Raw genomic sequence first — 18,868 nt, 5'->3', positions numbered from 1 at the left:
ACATGAAATCCCAGCATAAATCTTTATTTCAAAAGGAACTGGTCGGCGAGGCCTTGCGGCAATCCTTTGTAAAGCTGCATCCCCGTACCATGTTCCGGAACCCGGTCATGTTCACGGTGTGGATCGGCACCTTCATTATGTTCTTTGTTTGCCTGTGGATACTGGCAGGCGAAAAAGGGCAGGGTGGCTTTGGGTACAACCTTATCGTCTTCCTGGTGCTATTGCTTACCCTGCTATTCGCCAATTTCGCCGAAGCCATAGCCGAAGCCAGGGGCAAGGCTCAGGCCGACAGCTTGCGCAAGACAAGGGAGGAAACACCTGCACGGCTGGCCGATGGCAAGATCGTCTCTTCCTCCGAGCTGCGCAAAGGCGATGTTTTTCTCTGTGAAGCCGGCGACATTATTCCCGCCGACGGTGAGATCATCGAAGGTCTGGCTACCATCGACGAAAGTGCCATTACAGGCGAATCGGCCCCGGTGATCCGGGAAGCCGGCGGCGATAAAAGCAGTGTGACCGGTGGTACCAAAGTGCTGTCGGATAAGGTGAAAGTACAGGTGACTACACAACCCGGCGAGAGCTTCCTGGACAAGATGATTGCCCTGGTAGAAGGCGCCAGCAGGCAAAAGACGCCTAACGAGATCGCGCTCACGATATTGCTGGCTGGATTCACCCTTGTCTTCGTGATCGTGTGCACCACGCTGAAACCCTTTGGCGATTTTGCCAATATCTCCATTACCATAGCTTCCTTCATTGCCTTGTTTGTATGTCTTATTCCCACTACGATCGGCGGCCTGTTGTCTGCCATTGGTATTGCAGGCATGGACCGTGCTCTCAGAGCCAATGTGATCACCAAAAGCGGTAAGGCAGTCGAAACCGCAGGGGACATTGATGTGCTGCTATTGGATAAGACCGGAACCATTACTATAGGTAACCGCAGGGCTACGCATTTCTATCCGGTAGCCGGAGTGGAGGAGAAGCGTTTTGTACGTGCCTCCGTGCTAAGCTCAATGGCCGATGAGACACCAGAGGGTAAATCGATCATCGAGCTGGCAAAAGTGGATCCACGCAGCTATAATGCCGCAGAGCCCCGTTTTATCAAGTTCACGGCCGAGACCCGGTGCTCCGGTATCGACTTTAGCGATACACGTATCCGGAAAGGAGCCACCGATGCGATCCGTAATATCGTTGTCCGCGCCGGAAACACTTTCCCGGCTGCGATCGAAGAGCAGGTAAAACAGATATCCGGCAACGGTGGTACGCCGTTGGTTGTATCGGAAAATGAAGAGGCCATTGGCGTGATCGAGTTGCAGGACATTATCAAGCCGGGCATACAGGAGCGCTTCCAACGCCTGCGCAAGATGGGCATTAAAACGGTGATGGTCACCGGCGACAATCCGCTAACGGCAAAGTATATCGCAGAAAAGGCCGGCGTGGACGACTTCATTGCCGAAGCAAAGCCTGAAGATAAAATGAACTATATACGCCGCGAACAGTCGGAAGGCCGCCTGGTGGCCATGATGGGCGACGGCACCAACGATGCACCCGCCCTGGCGCAGGCCGATGTGGGCGTTGCTATGAACAGTGGTACTCAGGCCGCCAAAGAGGCGGGTAATATGGTAGACCTGGACAACGATCCTACCAAGCTGATCGAAGTGGTAGAGATAGGTAAGCAACTGCTGATGACCAGGGGCACACTTACCACCTTTTCCATTGCCAACGATGTTGCCAAGTATTTTGCCATTATCCCGGCCCTGTTCATTACTGCGGTACCGGCCCTGCAAGGACTCAACATTATGGCGCTGCACAGCCCGCAGAGCGCGATTCTCTCCGCGGTGGTCTTCAACGCGATCATTATCCCGCTGCTGATCCCGTTGGCGCTAAAAGGTGTGGCCTACAAGCCTATCGGCGCTTCGGCCCTCCTGCGACGCAACTTGTTCCTCTATGGCCTTGGCGGTATTATCGTACCCTTTATCGGGATCAAGCTGATCGACATGATCGTAAGCCTGTTCCTCTGAATTTAATCTTTTATACAAATAAGCATCAACAATGAAACAGTTCCTCTGGCCTTCCATCAAGCTGACTTTATTAAGCCTGGTCCTGCTTTCCGGCCTGTATACTTTGATCCTGTTGGGTTTTGCCCGGCTGACGCCCGGAAAAGGAAAGGGTGAAATGATCGAATGGAAGGGAAAAACCTATTATGCCAATATCGGGCAATCTTTTACTGATGACCGTTACTTCTGGTCCCGGCCATCGGCAGTAGGCTATAATGCCGCTGGTAGCGGCGGTAGCAATAAGGGACCCAACAATCCTGAATTCCTGCAAACGGTGAAAGACCGCATCGATACGTTCCTGGTACACAACCCTGGCATCAACCGGGCGCAGATACCTGTCGATATGGTGACGGCCAGCGGTAGCGGCCTGGATCCCAATATCTCCCTGCAAGCAGCCCGGGTACAAGCCTCCCGTATAGCCCGTCTGCGTGGTATCCCTGAAGCCAGCTTAGTGGCGCTCATCGACAAGCAGACCGAAAAACCCTTACTGGGTCTGTTCGGCCCGGCGAAGCTCAATGTGCTCCGGCTCAACATCGCCCTGGACGACCTGAAATGATGCGATTCCTAAGATCAACGACCAACAATGAAAAGAACCATTTTTAATCTTATCCTCATCGGCTGCTGCCAGGTGGCTGGCGCGCAGCTGGTGCAATTTGCACCCACCGGTGATACCGATCAAGCCAAAGTAACGCTGGAAGGCTATGTAGATGCCTATTTTGCTTTCGATGGCGCGCAGCCATCTGACGGCAACCGCTCCTACTTCGTATCTCAGTCACGGCACAACGAGTTCAACATCAATATGGCTTATATCAGTATCAAGTTCAGTTCCGAAAGAGTACGGGCTACCTTTACACCGGGTTTCGGCACCTATATGAACGCAAACTATGCAGCAGAACGCATGACGCTGAAGAACATTATAGAAGCCAATGTAGGCTTACGTTTGTTCCAACATAAAGACATCTGGATCGATGCGGGTGTGCTGCCTTCGCCTTATACCAACGAGACCGCAATTTCCTTCGATCAGCTCACGTACAGCCGCTCTTTTGCACCGGAATATGTACCTTACTATCTAAGCGGCGCCCGGTTGACGCTACCGCTATCGGCAAAGATCAATCTTTACCTGTACCTGCTCAACGGCTGGCAGGCGATCGAAGACATCAATACGCCACTAGCCTTTGGCAGCCAGCTGGAATATAAGCCGGACAGTAAGCTGAGCGTATACCTGAATACCTATTATGGCAATGAGCATTCGGCTGCTGCCCCTGCAAACCGCGAACGCTATTTTATAGATGGCTATGCTTTATACAATCCTACCTCCCGGCTCAACCTTACCTTTTCGGCATATGCGGGGAACCAGGTGAGGAAAGACGATGGATTGAACAACCGCAGCGATAACCTGTGGTGGCAAGCCAATGCTGCTGCCCGTTACACCTTCGCCCCAAGGCAGTCCTTCTCGGCGAGAGCAGAATACTTCAGCGATCCCAATGAGGTTATGATCGTTCCCGTGACCGGTGTCAAGGGATTCGATGCTGCCAGCGGCTCCCTGGGTTACAACCTGGCGGTAACGCGCAATGTGCTCTTCCGCCTGGAGGCACGCTATTTTCTGTCGGGCCGGGAAGTATTTGCCAGCGCCGGCGACGGGCCCGGTAAAAAGAATAATTATTTACTCATCAGCGGTCTGACCGTTAAATTCTGATCCTATCTACTTTAATCTTCTTAAAATGAAACGTCATTTCCTCAATTCCCTTGGTTTACTTTTTGCTTTATCCACTACGGCTATGGCACAGCAGGATACTACCGCAGCGGCGCCCAAGATACCCTTTGATGGCTACGACCTGAGCTGGATCAATGGCCAGAACCGGCAAACCGATTTTCCCCTGACACTAAAAGACAATAAGGGAGAGACGATCCTGACCGCTGTGGCCTATGTTGACGCTTATTTCAACTATGACTTCAACCGCCCACAGGACAATACACATACCATATCCTCGGCGATCGGCCGCAGCAACGAGTTTACGATCAATATGGCCAGCCTGGGTATAGAGACCAATTACAAGAATATCATCGGCCGCCTTTGGCTGCAAGTGGGACAAATGGGGTCTATCGTACAGGACCTCGATGGTACGGTAAGCCATGGCCGGAATACCAGCCTGGGCAACCTGAAATACATCAGGGAAGCGGCAGCCGGCTATCACTTCAACAAGTGGTATGGTATTAATGTGGAGATGGGTATCTTCATGAGCTATATTGGGCTGGAGAGCTACGTGCTGGGAGAGAATTGGAGCTATCAGCGCAGCCTGGCCTGCGATTTCACGCCCTTCTATTTCCAGGGTGCGCGGCTGCAGGTCTATCCTTCCAAAAAGTATAAGACCGAACTATGGTTGCTCAATGGCTGGCAAAGCTATAACGGCTGGAATTCCGGTATCGGCATCGGCAATTCGAACTACTACCGGCCCAATGAGAACATACAGCTGGTGGCCAACTTTTACCTGAATGGTCAGGATACCCGGAACAATCCGAAGGTGCGGCGCTTTCACCACGACAACAGCGTAGTGGCGCGTTATTACCATCGTAAGGACAGTAAGGGTATATCGCAGGCGGCTTTCAGCATCAACAACCACTACGGTTTTCAAAGCGGCGGTGGTGTAAAAGCCAGTGAGAACTATATGCTGGGCACTTCTATCGCCAACCGCGTATGGTTTTGCCACGACAAGCTGGCACTGACGTTGCGCGGCGATGTGGTGACCAATCCCGGCGCTTACCTGGCCTTCTCGCCATCGCCTGTAGCAGACAACGATTTTAACGATGCGCTGGCTGCAGGCAAGGACCTGCGTATGTTCCAGGGCACGGCAACCTTCGATGTGATGCCCAATCAGTTTATGACCTTCCGGCTGGAATATGGCTACCGGAGCAGCAATATCCCCTATTTCGCAGGAAGGGGCGGCACCACTAGTCCCGACGGGTGGGTGGATACCCCGGTGGGTACCTGGCGTCCCGACCTGCGGAAAACGGATAGCCGGCTCACCGTATCTATGAACTTCAGGTTATAAAACGCCGGAAGGAAACATATTGTCCGTGAGGAATGCCCTGCATTTGGCAAGGCTACCTCCCGGACAATGCTACAACAAAATATATCTTTATTGTGTCATTGAAACAAAACCGAATGCAGCAATGTCCGAAGACAGAAAAACGGCGGAACATTTCCTGAACCTCATCAAACGGTCAAGAAGGGGCAAGTTCAAAATCTACATCGGCATGAGTGCCGGGGTAGGGAAGACTTACCGTATGCTCCAGGAGGCGAGGGCATTGCTGAAAAATGGTATCGATGTCAAGATCGGCTATATCGAAACACATCAACGCGCGGAGACGGCTGTGCTGCTGGAAGGGCTGCCGCTGATCCCCAGGCGTAAACTATTTTACAAAGGAAAAGCGCTGGACGAGCTTGACTTGCCGGCCATCATTAACCTGCGGCCCGAAGTGGTGATCATCGATGAGCTGGCCCATAGTAATATAGAAGGCAGCAAGAATGAAAAGCGCTGGCAAGACGTAATGGAAGTGCTTGATGCCGGGATTAACGTGATCAGCGCGGTGAATATCCAGCACATCGAAAGCCTGCACGATGAGGTGCAGCACATTACGGGCGTGGATGTTGCGGAGCGCATACCCGATAAGGTGCTGGGTATGGCCGACGAAGTGGTGAATATCGACCTTACCGCCGAAGAGTTGATTGACCGGCTTAAGGAAGGCAAGATCTACCCGGCGGACAAGATACCGATGGCGCTCAGCAATTTCTTCCAGGGCAAGCATATTCTCCAATTGAGAGAACTGGCTTTGAAAGAAGTAGCTGGCCAGGTAGTGCGCCAGGTAGAAACTACCGTGCTTAAAAATCCCGGGGTGAAACGGGAGCGTTTCCTGGCTTGTATCGGTAGCAACAGCAGCAAAGCCAAAAGGGTGATCAGGAAGACCGCCCGGCTGGCGGGGTACTACAACGGAGAGTGGCTGGTGCTGTATGTGCAAACGCCCAGGGAAAATCCTGATAAGATTGCGCTGGACAAGCAGCGCATGCTGATCAACAATTTCAAGCTGGCGACAGAATTGGGGGCCACGGTGATCCAGGTACAAAGCCGGAGTATTCCTTCGGCTATTATAGCACAAGCCATTCAGCTGAAAGTGACCACTGTTTGTATCGGTAAGCCGCATATCAGTCTGCTCGACGTAATTTTGTCGACAGGTATCTTTAATGCCCTGCTGAAAAAACTATCCACTGCCGACATGGACCTAATTATTTTGTCATGAAGATCAAACAAAAACTTACCCTTGGCGTTGGCCTGCTGTTCCTGCTCATTATCCTGTTGACGGTGGTGAGCATCTGGTACGTCAATGCGCTGAAGCGGGATACCAACAATATCCTTACGGCCAATTACAATACCCTGGAGTATTCGCGGAATATGATCCTGGCGTTGGATGAAATGAAAGAGAACAACGGCGCCCTGGGCACTTTTGAACGTAACCTGGCGCTGCAGCAACAAAATGAGACCGAGCCAGGGGAAAAGGAAGCGACAGAGCTTGTGATCACTCATTTTGCGCAGCTGAAGGCCAATCCCGGGGATAGCCTGCTTCAGCCATTGATCCGCAGCGATATTTCCCGGCTGATGCTGCTTAACATGAAAGCCATCAAACAGAAAAGTGGTATTGCAGATAATACAGCAGAGTCGGCCACCATATGGATCACAGCCACGGGTACCCTGTGTTTCCTGATTGCCTTTGTATTGCTGATCAACCTGCCGGGAAGCATTGCCGATCCGATAAGACAGCTGACGGCAAGCATCGGGCAGATCGCAAAGGGTAACTATCATGAACGGGTGCACTTTGAAAGCCATAGCGAGCTGGGCGAGCTGACGAACTCGTTCAATACTATGGCAGAAAAGCTGGAAGAATACAACGGTAGCCGCCTGGCCGAGGTCCTGGTGGAAAAAGAAAGGATCGATACACTCATTAACAATATGCATGATCCCGTACTGGGCCTGGATGAAAAAGGAAAGGTCCTTTTTGCCAATGAGGAGGCGATGAAGGTATCCGGGCTGAAGGAAACGGAAATGATCGGCAGGGAAGTGCAGCAGATCGCGCTGACAAACGACCTGATACGCGACCTTATCGACGATATGGATCAGGGGCCGCAGAAGGACGCGAAGAAGCCGGCATTGAAGATCTATGCCGACGATAAGGAAAGCTATTTCGAAAAGGAAGTGATCCGGATCAGCATCGTGCCCACCGGAGAAAGGGAGAAAAAGGATATAGGCTCAGTGATCCTGCTGCGGAATGTAACGCCGTTCAAAGAGCTCGACTTTGCCAAAACCAATTTCATCGCTACCGTATCGCACGAGCTGAAGACACCTATTTCTTCTATACAGATGAGCACGCAGTTGCTGAAGCATATGCAGACAGGTAAGCTGAACGAAGAACAGCTGCAGCTCGTAGAAAGTATCGATGAGGACAGTGGCCGGCTCTTGCGCATTACCCGGGAGCTACTCAACATGACCCAGGTGGAAGCAGGGCACATACAGCTGAACATTGCGCCGGGCAATACCTGGGAAGTGCTAAAATACGCCATGGATGCGACCCGTACGCAGGCCGAGCAAAAACAGATCAGGGTCACACTCGATGCCGATAAGGATATACCGCCGGTGAATATGGATACGGAAAAGACGGCCTGGGTGCTGACGAACCTGCTCACCAATGCCATCCGGTATGCTCCTGGCAACAGCGATGTATTGATCAGTCTGAAGCTCAGGAACGGAGAAGTGACTTATGCGGTAAAGGATCATGGCAGGGGCATTGATCCACAGTACCGCGAAAAAGTATTTGACCGCTATTTTCAGATACCCGGAAGCGCCAAATCGGGCAGCGGGCTGGGCCTGGCTATCAGCAAGGAGTTTATCGAAGCACAGGGGGGACACATAGGCGTAATCGCGGGGCAGGGGCTGGGTAGCACCTTTTATTTTAGCTTTCCTGTGTAAATAGGTTGGGGCTTTCATCTCTGCCCGGCAAGCTGGCCGGAACAGTAGCTGGATTGGCTATTGTATGTTATATTCTTTGTGCGAATACCTGGCGATCCTGGCGATTAAGAACATAGCTTTTCCTTTAAGAAGCGCTTCGCTGAACAACATTGATTACCAATTTGGTAATATATCCCGCATACACCGCCTCACTACAGCCTTTATATTTGCAAGTCGCAGCTCCCTGCAGCAAGGTGGTTTATGCCAAAACGTTATTATACTTTAACCCTTTTAGTACTTGTTGTACTGGCCAGCGGTTTGTTTTTTCCCAAGCTGATGGATACCGATGCACCGGAGTATGCAGGTGTAGCCATGCGTATGTACCAGACGGGGCATTGGAGCGAAATCGTCAACCGGAGCTACGGGACCGGCCAGCCCTTTGATTACCTGGAAAAGCCACACATGCTCTATTGGAGCGCTTTACCAGGTTATGTGCTGTTTGGCGTGCATGATTATGCTTACCGCTTGCTGTCCGTGCTGTTGACGCTTGTTGCAGCCTTTGCCGTAAGCCGGGTAGGGACGATGCTCTACCATAAACGAGCCGGGCTCATCGCCGCATTTATGTTTGTAAGTGCGCAGGCCATTATCCTGGCCAACCATGATGTGCGTACCGATTCCTTACTGACCAGCTTTTGTATCCTTGCTGTATGGCAATTGCTGGCCTACGTCACAAGGAAAAAAAGCCGCTACCTTTTACTTGCCGGACTCTTCCTGGCTTGTGCTATCGCTACCAAGGGCATGATCGCGGCATTGGTTTGCGGCGGTGTCATGTTCTTTTATTTGGCCGGTAAACGTGACTGGTCCACTTTGTTTAGCTGGAAATGGCTTTGGCTGCTTGTTTCCTGCCTGGTATTTCTTTCTCCCGTATTGTATTTTTATTATACCCAGTTTGACCTGCATCCCGAAAAGCTGGTAAATGGCAGGCATGGTGTATCGGGTGTACGCTACTTGTTGTGGTCGCAAAGCTTCGATCGTTTTTCGGGTACCGGCGATTTTACCGGGGAAAGCCCCGAATTCATTTTCTTTTTTCATACCCTGCTATGGGCTTTGTTGCCCTGGAGCATTTTGTGCTATGGCAACCTGGTACAGCGCCTGGCAGCCTTGTGTAAAACCAGAGGGCGTTCCTTTTTCGATAAAGAACAGCTGAGCTTTACCGGCGTGTGGGTACTATTTGTGCTGATGTCGCTTTCAAAAGTCAAATTGCCCCATTATATCAATGTCTTATTTCCCCTGCTGTGTGTTGGGATAGCCGGTTATCTCTACCGGTTGCACGAGGAAGGAAAGAGCCGTGTGCTGAAAAGATATACGCTGGTACAATGGGTACTGACCGGCTTGCTGATCGTAGCCGGACTGGTATTGAATGTATGGGCCTTCCCGGTACAGCAATATTGGATTATGATAAGTCTGGCATTGCTTACGCTGGCCGCCGTCACTCATTACCGGATGGCCCGGCCGGATGCACTGGACAAGGTATGGATGCCTTCAGCGATTACGGTGCTTTTGCTCAATTTCTTGCTGAATACGCATTTCTATCCCCGGATAGATCAATACCAGGGTGGATCGGCCATGGCGGAGAGGATCAGGCAAAAAGGATATGAGCCATCCGATATTTACTTATATGGCTATGTTTGCCGCAGCTTTGATTTTTATATGGCAAAATGGTCGCCGGTGCTGGATAATCCTGCCATTCTGCAAAAAGAACATGAAGGAAAGGAAGTGCTGTTGTTTGTGGATCAGCAGAACCTGGATCGTCTTTCTACTACCTTCCGGTATACCGTGCTGGAAACCCTTCCCGATTTTCATATCACCGCCCTCGACCTTTCCTTCCTGAACCCGGCTACAAGGGCAGCCAGCTGTGGCAAGGTCTATTTGGTAAAGGTTTTGCCGTGAAAAGCGAATATATTACATCTCGTCTCACCGCCACCACACACAACCCTTATCTTTAAACAGGTATCACCCCATCCGGTTCCGGTAACCATTGTTTTTTTCATGATCCACTAATCAGGGCTTAGCACAACCAATGGGATAAAATGGTGTTATGAAAAGGAACTAAAGTTATCATCATGGACCGTAAAGAATGCGCCGCTGCCCTGCAAGATAAAACCTTTCATGAGATACAGGAGCTCCCGGAGCTTTTTCTTACAGAGATGCAGCAATCTGGCCTATACTTCTGCTTCTGTCCCGACAGAATGTATTTCTATATCATGGGCGCTCATAACGAGGTTATAGCGATAGGAGAAAATGCCGCTGAAAACAAAAACATTACTATACAGGTCGATGCAGATGGCGGCGTACATTTTCGTGCGGCTGATGTTCATGCCACAACGCCAGGCACACGGCTGATACGCCTGCAGTGGCAGTCGCTGGATCATAGCGGTGGTTATGTCCTGCAATCGGCTATCGAAGGAATACAGGTACATCTTTCTGGTGAGGGGCATCATTGCATAGGCTTGCTGTTTTCCAGGGCGGCGTTGCTGGCTTAGCCCGGTGCAGCGGCCGATTCTTCTTATGTCAAGCCATGTTAACGCTGCTTCCGGCCTTTAATCACAGGCCTTATATCATCTCACTGCTACGGTAAATCCCCGTACAGGTAATCCACTTCTCTGCAGTGGCGAAAAACTTCCTGTTCCAGTCCCGGCTGGGATTGTCACTAATAAACGATATGTCTTTTCTATTATCGTTGTGTAATGAAATAATTATGATTCTGCGCGCTTACCGCCCGGTAATCGAAACATAATAAACACATAATGCCCGCGCAACCTGCCCCGGCGCTTATTCTGATAGTTTTGTCCTTCGTAAGATTTCCTTTCAAACCAATATTCTGTTAAGGTGATATGTCACATAAAACGTATCTACCTGCTCCTTCGCTTATGAAAACAAGCTTACACTACTGCAGCCTCTTGTTCTTGGTGCTGCTGCTTCCTGCTATAACCGGCGCGCAAGCTATCTATACCTATACCAATGCTGCCGGTGGCGTTTACAATTTTCTGGCGCCCAACCTTACCGCCACCAATATTACCCAGGTGGGCAGCTGGGGTACCAATACGCCCTGTACTAATGGCGGTGGCATCAGTGGCATTACGGTAAGCCCTACTTACGCTACCTACGATCCCGGCAATGCCTCCAGTCCCGCGCTGAATGTGGACGTGATGCCTAATGCCGGTTTTGCGATCAATGTTACTTCCATTACCGTAAGCCTGCGGCGAAGCGGTACCGGCCCCACCCAGGCTATGATGGCTTATAGCATCGACGGCGGTACCACCTGGATTGCCAAAGGCACGGCCGAATCGCCCAATAACGCAGGCTGTGGTTCGTTCACCAGCCATTCCTGGACCTTTGGTAGTCCGGTATCAGTTTGCGGCGGCCTCTTCAAGTTCAGGGTGTATTACTATGCGCCGGGTGCAAGCACCGGCACCATCCAGTTTGCCAACCTTAACATTAACGGCTCTGTTTCCGGCGGTGCGGGTTCTGTAACGCATGTAAAGGATACCATTTGCGCCAATCAGCTACCTTTTATATGGCACGGCCATTCGGTGAGCACAGGCGGCACGGCAGTAGCAGCCGATACGTTTACCAATAGCCACGGTTGCGACAGCATTGTTGCCCTGGACCTGAAAGTCAACAATCCTGTGGAGACTATCATCCGCGATACCATTTGTCACAGTGAGCTGCCCTATACCTGGAACGGGATAACCGTAATGCCCGCCGGTAATACTGCCGAGGAGCACCTGACTGTCACCGGATCTAATGGCTGTGACAGTACCGCCATACTCAGGCTCTATGTTTCCAGCCCGCCCGTACCGGTTGTCTACAGCGTAGCGCCTGCCTGCGGATCGGTTTTATTTGAGGGGCAAACTTATACAGCAAGCACAACCTTCAACGATACCGTATCAACCACCTATGGCTGCGACAGTGCTTACCGGACCATCCATATAACCGTATGGCCCTTCCCGGTAGTCAACCTGGGGAACGATACCGCGATCTGCCCGCAGGACACCATTTTACTACATGCCGGTAACCCTGGCTTCCATCATTTGTGGAGCACAGGGGATACTCTTGCCTCGATACCTGTAAACGATTCGGGTACCTATTCGGTGACGGTAACGTCACAGTTCGGTTGCAACACCACCGTCGACCGGCATATAGCCTGGCTGCCGGCTGCGGTTACCGAAGGATTCAATTTCATTCCTTATTTTTACGATCGCCTCGGCACAGTGGCTTTCAGCCCGCTGAACCCACAGAACGTCATCAGCTACCTCTGGGACTTTGGCGACGGCAATACTTCGACGCAACGCAATCCTACCCACGCTTTCGGCAGTACCGGCGACTATACGATCACGTTGAAGGTATTCAATACCTGTGGCTCAATGACCTATCTGCAGCCGATTAATGTTGACGTCGCTACGGGTATTGTCAGCGGTGCCAGGCTGGCGAAAGAAGACATCATACTCTATCCCAATCCCTCGAAAGAAACCGTGACCATCGCCTGCGCCAACAGCAGCAGCCATATCCGGGAAATCCGTGTGTACAGCGCGCTGGGCAGCCTGCTATACCGCCGGGAAAGGATCACCGGCGCCTCCCGTCAGCAAGTCGATGTCTCTGCCTGGACTCCTGGCATCTATTCCATGGTCATCCGGACTGACGCCGGGCAGGCTGTGAAGAAATTTGAGATTGTCCGTTAGGTCTCCTCTATACCATAACAACCAACAGCCGGTCATTATCAGACCGGCTGTTGGTTGTTGCAGATGGATAAGGCATGCATCGCTATTCAATCCTGATTAATCCGTAATTTGCAAGACGGCCGACCATACCGGTAATTACCGGCTTCCGGTAGGGCCTGGCGCTTTGCATACATGCACCCCCTTATCACACATATCGAAAAAATAACCGCCTGGTCCGGGGTAGCAGAAGAGCAAGTGCTGTCATTCTTCGAGCAAAAGATTTTCAAAAAAAAGACGCTCCTGATCGAGGAAGACAAACGCTGTCATTCCTATTTTTTTGTCATTAAAGGTTGCCTGCGCCTGTTCTTCACCGATCAGAACGGGGTAGAGCAGACCTTGCAGTTTGCCCTGGAAAACTGGTGGATGACCGATCTGGACGCCTTCCGGACGGCGCGCCACTCAGCCTATAGCGTGCAGGCACTGGAAGATACCGAAGTGCTGTCGATCAGCGCCGGCAACTATGCTTTGCTGTTGGCGGCGCATCCGGTTATGGAAAAGTATTTCAGGCAGGTATACGAGCGTGCCTATGCGGCATCCCTGTTACGTGTGCGGCTTATCTCGCGCATGCCCAAGAACGAGTTCTATGAGTTGTTCCAATCCAGGTACCCCGACTTCATCCAGCGGATACCGCAAAAGATATTGGCCTCTTTTCTGGGCTTTACGCCGGAATACCTGAGTGAGCTACGCAGAAACAAAGCAAAAAAATTGACATGACGCCACAGCTGCGCCAACATATAGCAACGCTGGTACCAGGCATCGCCATTGCAGAAGAAGCACTGGCGCCCTTTTTTCAAACCCGGTCTGTAAAAAAGGGAGCGCTGCTTTTAAGCGAAGGAGCACCCTGCAACGAGATATATTTCGTCAATTCGGGCTGCTTGTATTTGTTCTATGAACATGAAGGACAAGGGGAAGTGATCCATTTTGCCCTTGAACATTGGTGGCTCACCGACTACAAGACCTTCGCCGATAATAAGCCTGCCGTTTTCGCGATCGCAGCTATGGAAGACTCCGAAATTACTTACCTGAGCCGTAGTGCTTACGATGCACTCCTGCTGCAGTTCCCATTGATGGCTGTATATTTCAATAAGATCCACGAGCGGGCCTATGGCGCAGCGCTTTTCAAACAAAAGACATTTGGAACAATGACCAGGGAAGACTTTTACCGGTATTTCAGCAATACCTATCCACACCTGATCCGTAGGATCCCCGCGCCGCTGCTGGCCTCCTATATCGGCATTTCCACAGAAGCCTTAAAGGAACTACAGGCCAAAACGCTTTCTTAAACCAGCTTAAGTTTTAGCCGTTTATCCCGGTTCATCTTTGCATCACAAAACAAATAACCCCAAAAACAGCAAAGATGAAAATAGTAGTAATCGGCGGTACCGGCCTTATTGGTAGCCAACTCGTGGCACAGCTGCAGCCCACAGGACATGAAGTAGTTGTAGCATCACCCAATACCGGAGTCAATACGCTTACCGGCGAAGGCCTGGCAGCAGTGCTACAAGGCGCCACAGTGGTTGTAGATGTATCCAACTCGCCTTCGTTTGAAGATACAGCAGTCATGAATTTCTTCAGGACCTCCAATGGAAACCTGCTGGCGGCGGAGAAGGCCGAGGGTGTTCAGCATCATGTTGCCTTGTCGGTGGTAGGTACCCGGCAACTGCAGGAAAGCGGCTATTTCCGCGCCAAGCAGGTGCAGGAAGACATGGTAGAGGCGTCCGGTATTCCTTATACCATTGTCCATGCCACTCAGTTCTTTGAATTTGCGGGGGGTATCGCACAGATGAGCCTGGTCGATGGGAAGCTCGTACTACCTGCTGCCAACATTCAACCTATTGCCAGTAAGGATGTAGCCTTCTTTATGGCACAAGCAACCCTTGCAGCCCCAGCCAATAAGATCCTTGAGATTGGCGGACCAGAACCCCTTGACATGTCGGCCTGGATGGGCCAATACCTGCAGGCGACAGGAAAGAGCATGGAAATCGTAACCGATGAGCAGGCCTTGTATTCAGGAGCAAAGATTGGTACCAACACATTATTGCCACAGGCCGCAGTATTCCTGGGCACGACCAATTATGCCGGATGGATAGCCATACCTGGTAACCAGAGATAAAAGAGATAGGAGCGGGCGGAAGCCTGCGAAGAAAACCGTTCCTGACACAGCCTGCCCCTACCGGCAGGTTGTGTTCCTTATTAGCCGGTCATGGCCGAAGCGCTATAGCCTAGGTTCTGCACATAGCATCTGTCAATCATTAGCACAACAAAAGCCACAAACCGATGTTATCAAATAATACGGTCAAGGCCGGCTGCCCCGGAATGTACGCTCTGCAAAAGTCCCATTTCCTCAGCCGGTCCTTCCGTCGCAGTAACGATGAAAAAGAAAACACTAAGAGAGGATTTTGAGCAAAAATGGAAGCGGGCCCGCAAAGGATTGAAGGCCTACCTACGTAAAGGAGAAGCTAAAGCGCTCCATGTATTCCGTGTTCAGGTAAAGAAGATAAAGGCGCTGATCAGGTTGGCGGCTCTGGCAGGGCATAGCGGCCGGATGCAAAGGCATTTCAGACCGCTACGTAAGCTGTTCCGGCAAACGGGCATTTTACGGGATGCCCAGTTGTTGTTTCAACTCAGCCGTTCACATCGTGCGTCGCCAATAATGCTTGCCCGACAGCAGGTAGCCATGAAAGCGGCTGCGCAGCAATTGGCCGCAACAATAGCAAAGCTATTTCCCCAAATAAAAAAGAATAGTAAAAAAGTGCGCAGCGATATGAAACCGCCGGGCCAACCTGCCATTGATGCCTTTTACCGCAAGACACTCGAAAATATCGCCGTAGCCCTTAGCGGGCCAAAGCCCGCCCCGAAGTTGCACGACTGTCGCAAGTAGATCAAGATCCTGCTTTACAATGAGGGGCTTGTACATAAAGCGCTCAGCATCCGTATTAACAGATCGTACCTGAAAACGCTCGAAAAGGCAATCGGCAACTGGCACGATCAGGTAATGGCGGCAGGTACATTGCCTGTATTGAAAGCGAAGCGCCAGGCCATGCTCCGGCATATCGGGATGTTAACAGCAGACTTCCGGAATCTGGCAACCCTTTAAATGTCTACCTGAATCAGAAAAAAAAGCAGCCGTCCTGATGGGGACGGCTGCAATAGTCTCAACACAGCTTATACGAAGCGTATTATTTTCTTACAAATTTCTGAACATAGATAGCGTTATCGGTGATCACCTGCAGGGAATAGTTGCCGGTTCTCAGATCAGCGACATCCAGGCTGAATTGTTGCTTGCCGGAAATGCTGCTGCCGAGAGAGATCATCTTTACATTACGGCCGTTAATATCCGTTACCCTGGCTACCGTGCCCTTGTTGTTCTTGCTGAACTCAAGAACGAAGTTGAGCTTGTCAGCAGTAGGGTTAGGATACACTTCCAGCGGCGTATACTTGGTGCCTTTGATCAGTTCTTCAATGCTGTTGGTATTGTTTTTCCAGATGATCGGCGTATAGCTCCAGTTATTCGAAGTATCGGGATCGGTAAAAGAACCGGCAACCCAATCGGGGTAGGGCCTCATGTGCGCATACCAGCCATAAGTCTGTCCGTCTACGAATTCTGAACGCCTAACCAGGATGTCTTTAAAAAGACGCTTGCCTTCAGCAAATGCGTTGAAATTGAATAGTGTCTGAATAGTGTCGACATTACAAAGCCAATCACCTCCAAGGTAAAAAATAGGAGAGTAGGAATCGGGCCGTCCAATCACATCTTCAGTAATAGAGCCTCTGAACAGTGCTACCGTACCATCGGTATTCAGTACAGACCTGGGCACTATAAACAGGAAAGTATCAGCTGTGGTCAAATCACCGCTGGCAGTATCGATCGTGAACAATACAATGCCAGGAATACTATCGGCCGGTGCGGGAGGATTAACGTATCCGGTAGGTGAAATAGGTCTACCCGGAGACAATATCTGGTTGGGATTCATAATAGCCAGCGGCGCCAGGTCGACAGAGGTTTGTTGCGCATAGCTGATCGAACCGAGAGAGCACAATAATGCGAGCAGTGTTAAGTTCTTTTTCATATTTTTTTGTTTTAAACTTCGCGTAAAGATAGGATACTCTGCTAAAAAAAATACAATTTTTGAGATTTTATTTGCCTACTTAGCAACTTATACCAAATGCCAGGTATTTACCTGAAAGTCAGCGCTTCTTGTCCATATTCAATGCCCGTACCACCTTAATAATTTACCGAAGTGATAAGGCCGCTCACCGATAAGTTTCCTGCATCGGCCTATCTTCCCTTTTTCCACCTTTAAGGGCATATTACTTTTGGGTTGTCATATAAACGATAACCACTTAAAGAACTACCCTATGATGATAAATACCTATGCTGCTGCGATGGCAGGAAGCATGCCGGGAAAGGAGACGATTGCAGATTTGCTTGGCCTGTCACAGGAAGAATACCAGCAGCTGAGCCATAGCGGGCTCCGGCCTATTGCCGGTCTTAACGGAGCACCGATGCAATATTATATGGAAGTAAGCCGCCTCAACCCCGAGAACATCCTGGTTAAACTACCTATGAACCGGGAAAGGATAATCTATTTCAGCTCCGACGCTTTCTAAGCATTTAAGCTCCGGGCATTCTGGTCCACCTGGAAAGCCGGCGGCCGGGAATATGTTATCCCGCTGGCACATCTCATGCCACCATCTTTCTCCCAAGCAATAGTGGGATCCTATATCTGCGCTACGCTACCGGTCCCATCCCTATTATCGATCCGATAAGCCCTTCCAGTCAGCCCTTTTTGCCCTTACGTCGTTGCGTCTCAGGCAAAAAACCAGTAAGCAAGCCCAGCAAGGGTAGGAAGGAACATACCTTGTACACATATTGAATGCCGCTGTGATCGGCCAGTCGGCCAAGTAAAGCAGAACCGAGACCTCCCATGCCGAAGGCCAGACCGAAGAAGAGCCCGGCGATCATGCCTACTTTACCAGGCATTAATTCCTGTGCATAGACCAGGATCGCTGAAAAGGCTGATGACAAAATGATCCCGATGATGACCGTCAAAATCGCCGTCCAGAACAGGTTGGCATAAGGTAACAGCAACGTAAAGGGCGCCACGCCTAATATCGATATCCAGATCACATATTTACGACCGATTCGGTCGCCCAGCGGACCGCCGATCAAGGTTCCTGCAGCCACAGAAAAGAGAAACAGGAACAAGTAGATCTGCGCTGCGGAAACGGATACATTGAATTTATCGATCAGGTAAAAAGTAAAATAGCTGGTCATGCTGGCCATATAAAAATACTTGGAAAAGATCAGCACGAGCAATATCGTTACGGCCATAATCACCTTTCCGCGGGAGACAGGGATCAACTCTTCTATAGACACAGTTTTTTTCCGGGCATGCCGGAGTGCCATATGTTCCTTGTACCAGGAAGCCACTTTCATTAGCACAAACATAGCCAGTAATGCCACTACCGAAAACCAGGCCAAGCGTTCCTGGTGAAAGGGTGCGATAATGAGCGCCGCCAGTAATGGGCCTATTGAGCTGCCGGCATTGCCCCCAAGCTGGAACAAGGATTGTGCCAGGCCTCTGCGCCGGCCTGCTGCCAGGAAAGCTACCTTCGAAGCCTCAGGATGAAAAACAGAAGAACCAACGCCCACTAGCGCTACAGAGGCCAGCACCATGGGATAGCTATGCGCAAACGCCAGCAGGACCAGCCCTGAAAGGGAAAAGGCCATGCCGGCAACTAGGAAGTAAGGCTGTGGGCGACGATCGGTATAGGCGCCGATAAAAGGCTGCAGCAACGAAGCCGAGAGCTGAAATACAAAGGTAATAAGACCCAGCGCGGAGAAACTGAGCTGCAGGCTTTTCTTTACGATGGGATAAATGGCCGGTATCAGCGATTGGATCGTATCGTTGAATAAATGTGCCATACTGATCATCATCAATATTGGGAATACGGTTCGCTCGGCCAGAGCGGCAGGTGGGTTGCTCTCCACCGGGGTAAGAATATCGGTTGCGTTGGTCTCCATGTCAATAGAAAA

The 18,868-nt window shown here is 50.8% G+C and carries 16 protein-coding genes; 14 read left to right on the top strand and 2 right to left on the bottom strand.

Annotated features, from left to right (window positions below; all coding sequences use genetic code 11):
- The first annotated feature begins 2 nt into the window (after positions 1 to 2).
- From kdpB to DZK30_RS14350, 13 genes are all read left to right on the top strand, one after another.
- Positions 3 to 2,015 carry a potassium-transporting ATPase subunit KdpB gene (kdpB, locus tag DZK30_RS14415; RefSeq protein WP_118974851.1) on the top strand — a complete coding sequence of 671 codons (2,013 nt, stop codon included), beginning with the start codon at positions 3 to 5 and terminating at the stop codon, positions 2,013 to 2,015.
- 31 nt (positions 2,016 to 2,046) lie between these two features.
- Entirely contained in the window at positions 2,047 to 2,607 is a 561-nt protein-coding gene (locus DZK30_RS14410; protein ID WP_118974850.1) for a K(+)-transporting ATPase subunit C, read from the top strand.
- Positions 2,608 to 2,634: 27 nt separating this feature from the next.
- Positions 2,635 to 3,747, top strand: a complete 1,113-nt coding sequence (locus DZK30_RS14405; RefSeq protein ID WP_118974849.1) for an outer membrane beta-barrel protein — start codon at positions 2,635 to 2,637, stop codon at positions 3,745 to 3,747.
- A 25-nt stretch (positions 3,748 to 3,772) separates the two neighbouring features.
- Positions 3,773 to 5,101 carry an outer membrane beta-barrel protein gene (locus tag DZK30_RS14400; RefSeq protein WP_118974848.1) on the top strand — a complete coding sequence of 443 codons (1,329 nt, stop codon included), beginning with the start codon at positions 3,773 to 3,775 and terminating at the stop codon, positions 5,099 to 5,101.
- Positions 5,102 to 5,222: 121 nt separating this feature from the next.
- Positions 5,223 to 6,347 (top strand): sensor protein KdpD, encoded by a 1,125-nt coding sequence (locus DZK30_RS14395; RefSeq protein ID WP_118974847.1) that lies wholly within the window; start codon positions 5,223 to 5,225, stop codon positions 6,345 to 6,347.
- Positions 6,344 to 8,068, top strand: coding sequence for a sensor histidine kinase (locus DZK30_RS14390; protein ID WP_118974846.1), 1,725 nt, complete (start codon positions 6,344 to 6,346; stop codon positions 8,066 to 8,068). The genes DZK30_RS14395 and DZK30_RS14390 overlap by 4 nt, the downstream gene beginning before the upstream one ends.
- 240 nt (positions 8,069 to 8,308) lie before the next feature.
- On the top strand, positions 8,309 to 9,997 hold the full coding sequence (locus DZK30_RS14380) for an ArnT family glycosyltransferase (protein ID WP_118974844.1): 1,689 nt from the start codon (positions 8,309 to 8,311) through the stop codon (positions 9,995 to 9,997).
- A gap of 173 nt (positions 9,998 to 10,170) precedes the next feature.
- The gene (locus tag DZK30_RS14375; protein WP_118974843.1) at positions 10,171 to 10,590 is read left to right on the top strand and encodes a hypothetical protein; all 420 of its coding nucleotides are present in this window, start codon (positions 10,171 to 10,173) and stop codon (positions 10,588 to 10,590) included.
- A gap of 387 nt (positions 10,591 to 10,977) precedes the next feature.
- Positions 10,978 to 12,789 carry a T9SS type A sorting domain-containing protein gene (locus DZK30_RS14370; protein WP_162903097.1) on the top strand — a complete coding sequence of 604 codons (1,812 nt, stop codon included), beginning with the start codon at positions 10,978 to 10,980 and terminating at the stop codon, positions 12,787 to 12,789.
- Between the two features lie 171 nt (positions 12,790 to 12,960).
- Positions 12,961 to 13,542 (top strand): Crp/Fnr family transcriptional regulator, encoded by a 582-nt coding sequence (locus DZK30_RS14365; RefSeq protein WP_118974841.1) that lies wholly within the window; start codon positions 12,961 to 12,963, stop codon positions 13,540 to 13,542.
- The gene (locus DZK30_RS14360) at positions 13,539 to 14,111 is read left to right on the top strand and encodes a Crp/Fnr family transcriptional regulator (protein WP_118974840.1); all 573 of its coding nucleotides are present in this window, start codon (positions 13,539 to 13,541) and stop codon (positions 14,109 to 14,111) included. Before DZK30_RS14365 ends, DZK30_RS14360 begins: the two co-directional genes overlap by 4 nt.
- Before the next feature lie 74 nt (positions 14,112 to 14,185).
- Entirely contained in the window at positions 14,186 to 14,941 is a 756-nt protein-coding gene (locus DZK30_RS14355) for an SDR family oxidoreductase (protein ID WP_118974839.1), read from the top strand.
- 258 nt (positions 14,942 to 15,199) lie between these two features.
- Positions 15,200 to 15,709 carry a CHAD domain-containing protein gene (locus DZK30_RS14350; RefSeq protein ID WP_118974838.1) on the top strand — a complete coding sequence of 170 codons (510 nt, stop codon included), beginning with the start codon at positions 15,200 to 15,202 and terminating at the stop codon, positions 15,707 to 15,709.
- Between the two features lie 298 nt (positions 15,710 to 16,007).
- On the opposite strand, the gene DZK30_RS14345 is transcribed toward DZK30_RS14350, so the two are convergent.
- A complete protein-coding gene (locus DZK30_RS14345; RefSeq protein WP_118974837.1) occupies positions 16,008 to 16,898 on the bottom strand; it encodes a T9SS type A sorting domain-containing protein in 891 nt (296 codons plus the stop codon).
- 289 nt (positions 16,899 to 17,187) lie between these two features.
- Here DZK30_RS14345 and DZK30_RS14340 point away from each other — a divergent pair, with 289 nt between their 5' ends.
- Complete coding sequence (locus DZK30_RS14340) at positions 17,188 to 17,439, top strand: hypothetical protein (RefSeq protein WP_162903096.1); 252 nt, start codon at positions 17,188 to 17,190, stop codon at positions 17,437 to 17,439.
- A 169-nt stretch (positions 17,440 to 17,608) separates the two neighbouring features.
- Here DZK30_RS14340 and DZK30_RS14335 read toward each other — a convergent pair whose 3' ends face one another.
- On the bottom strand, positions 17,609 to 18,856 hold the full coding sequence (locus DZK30_RS14335) for an MFS transporter (RefSeq protein ID WP_118974835.1): 1,248 nt from the start codon (positions 18,854 to 18,856) through the stop codon (positions 17,609 to 17,611).
- Between the last annotated feature and the right edge of the window lie 12 nt (positions 18,857 to 18,868).

The organism is Taibaiella koreensis (assembly GCF_003545715.1).
Classification (GTDB): domain Bacteria; phylum Bacteroidota; class Bacteroidia; order Chitinophagales; family Chitinophagaceae; genus Taibaiella; species Taibaiella koreensis.
Note: the sequence above shows the minus strand (reverse complement) of the source record. Positions and strands in the feature narration are given on the sequence as shown.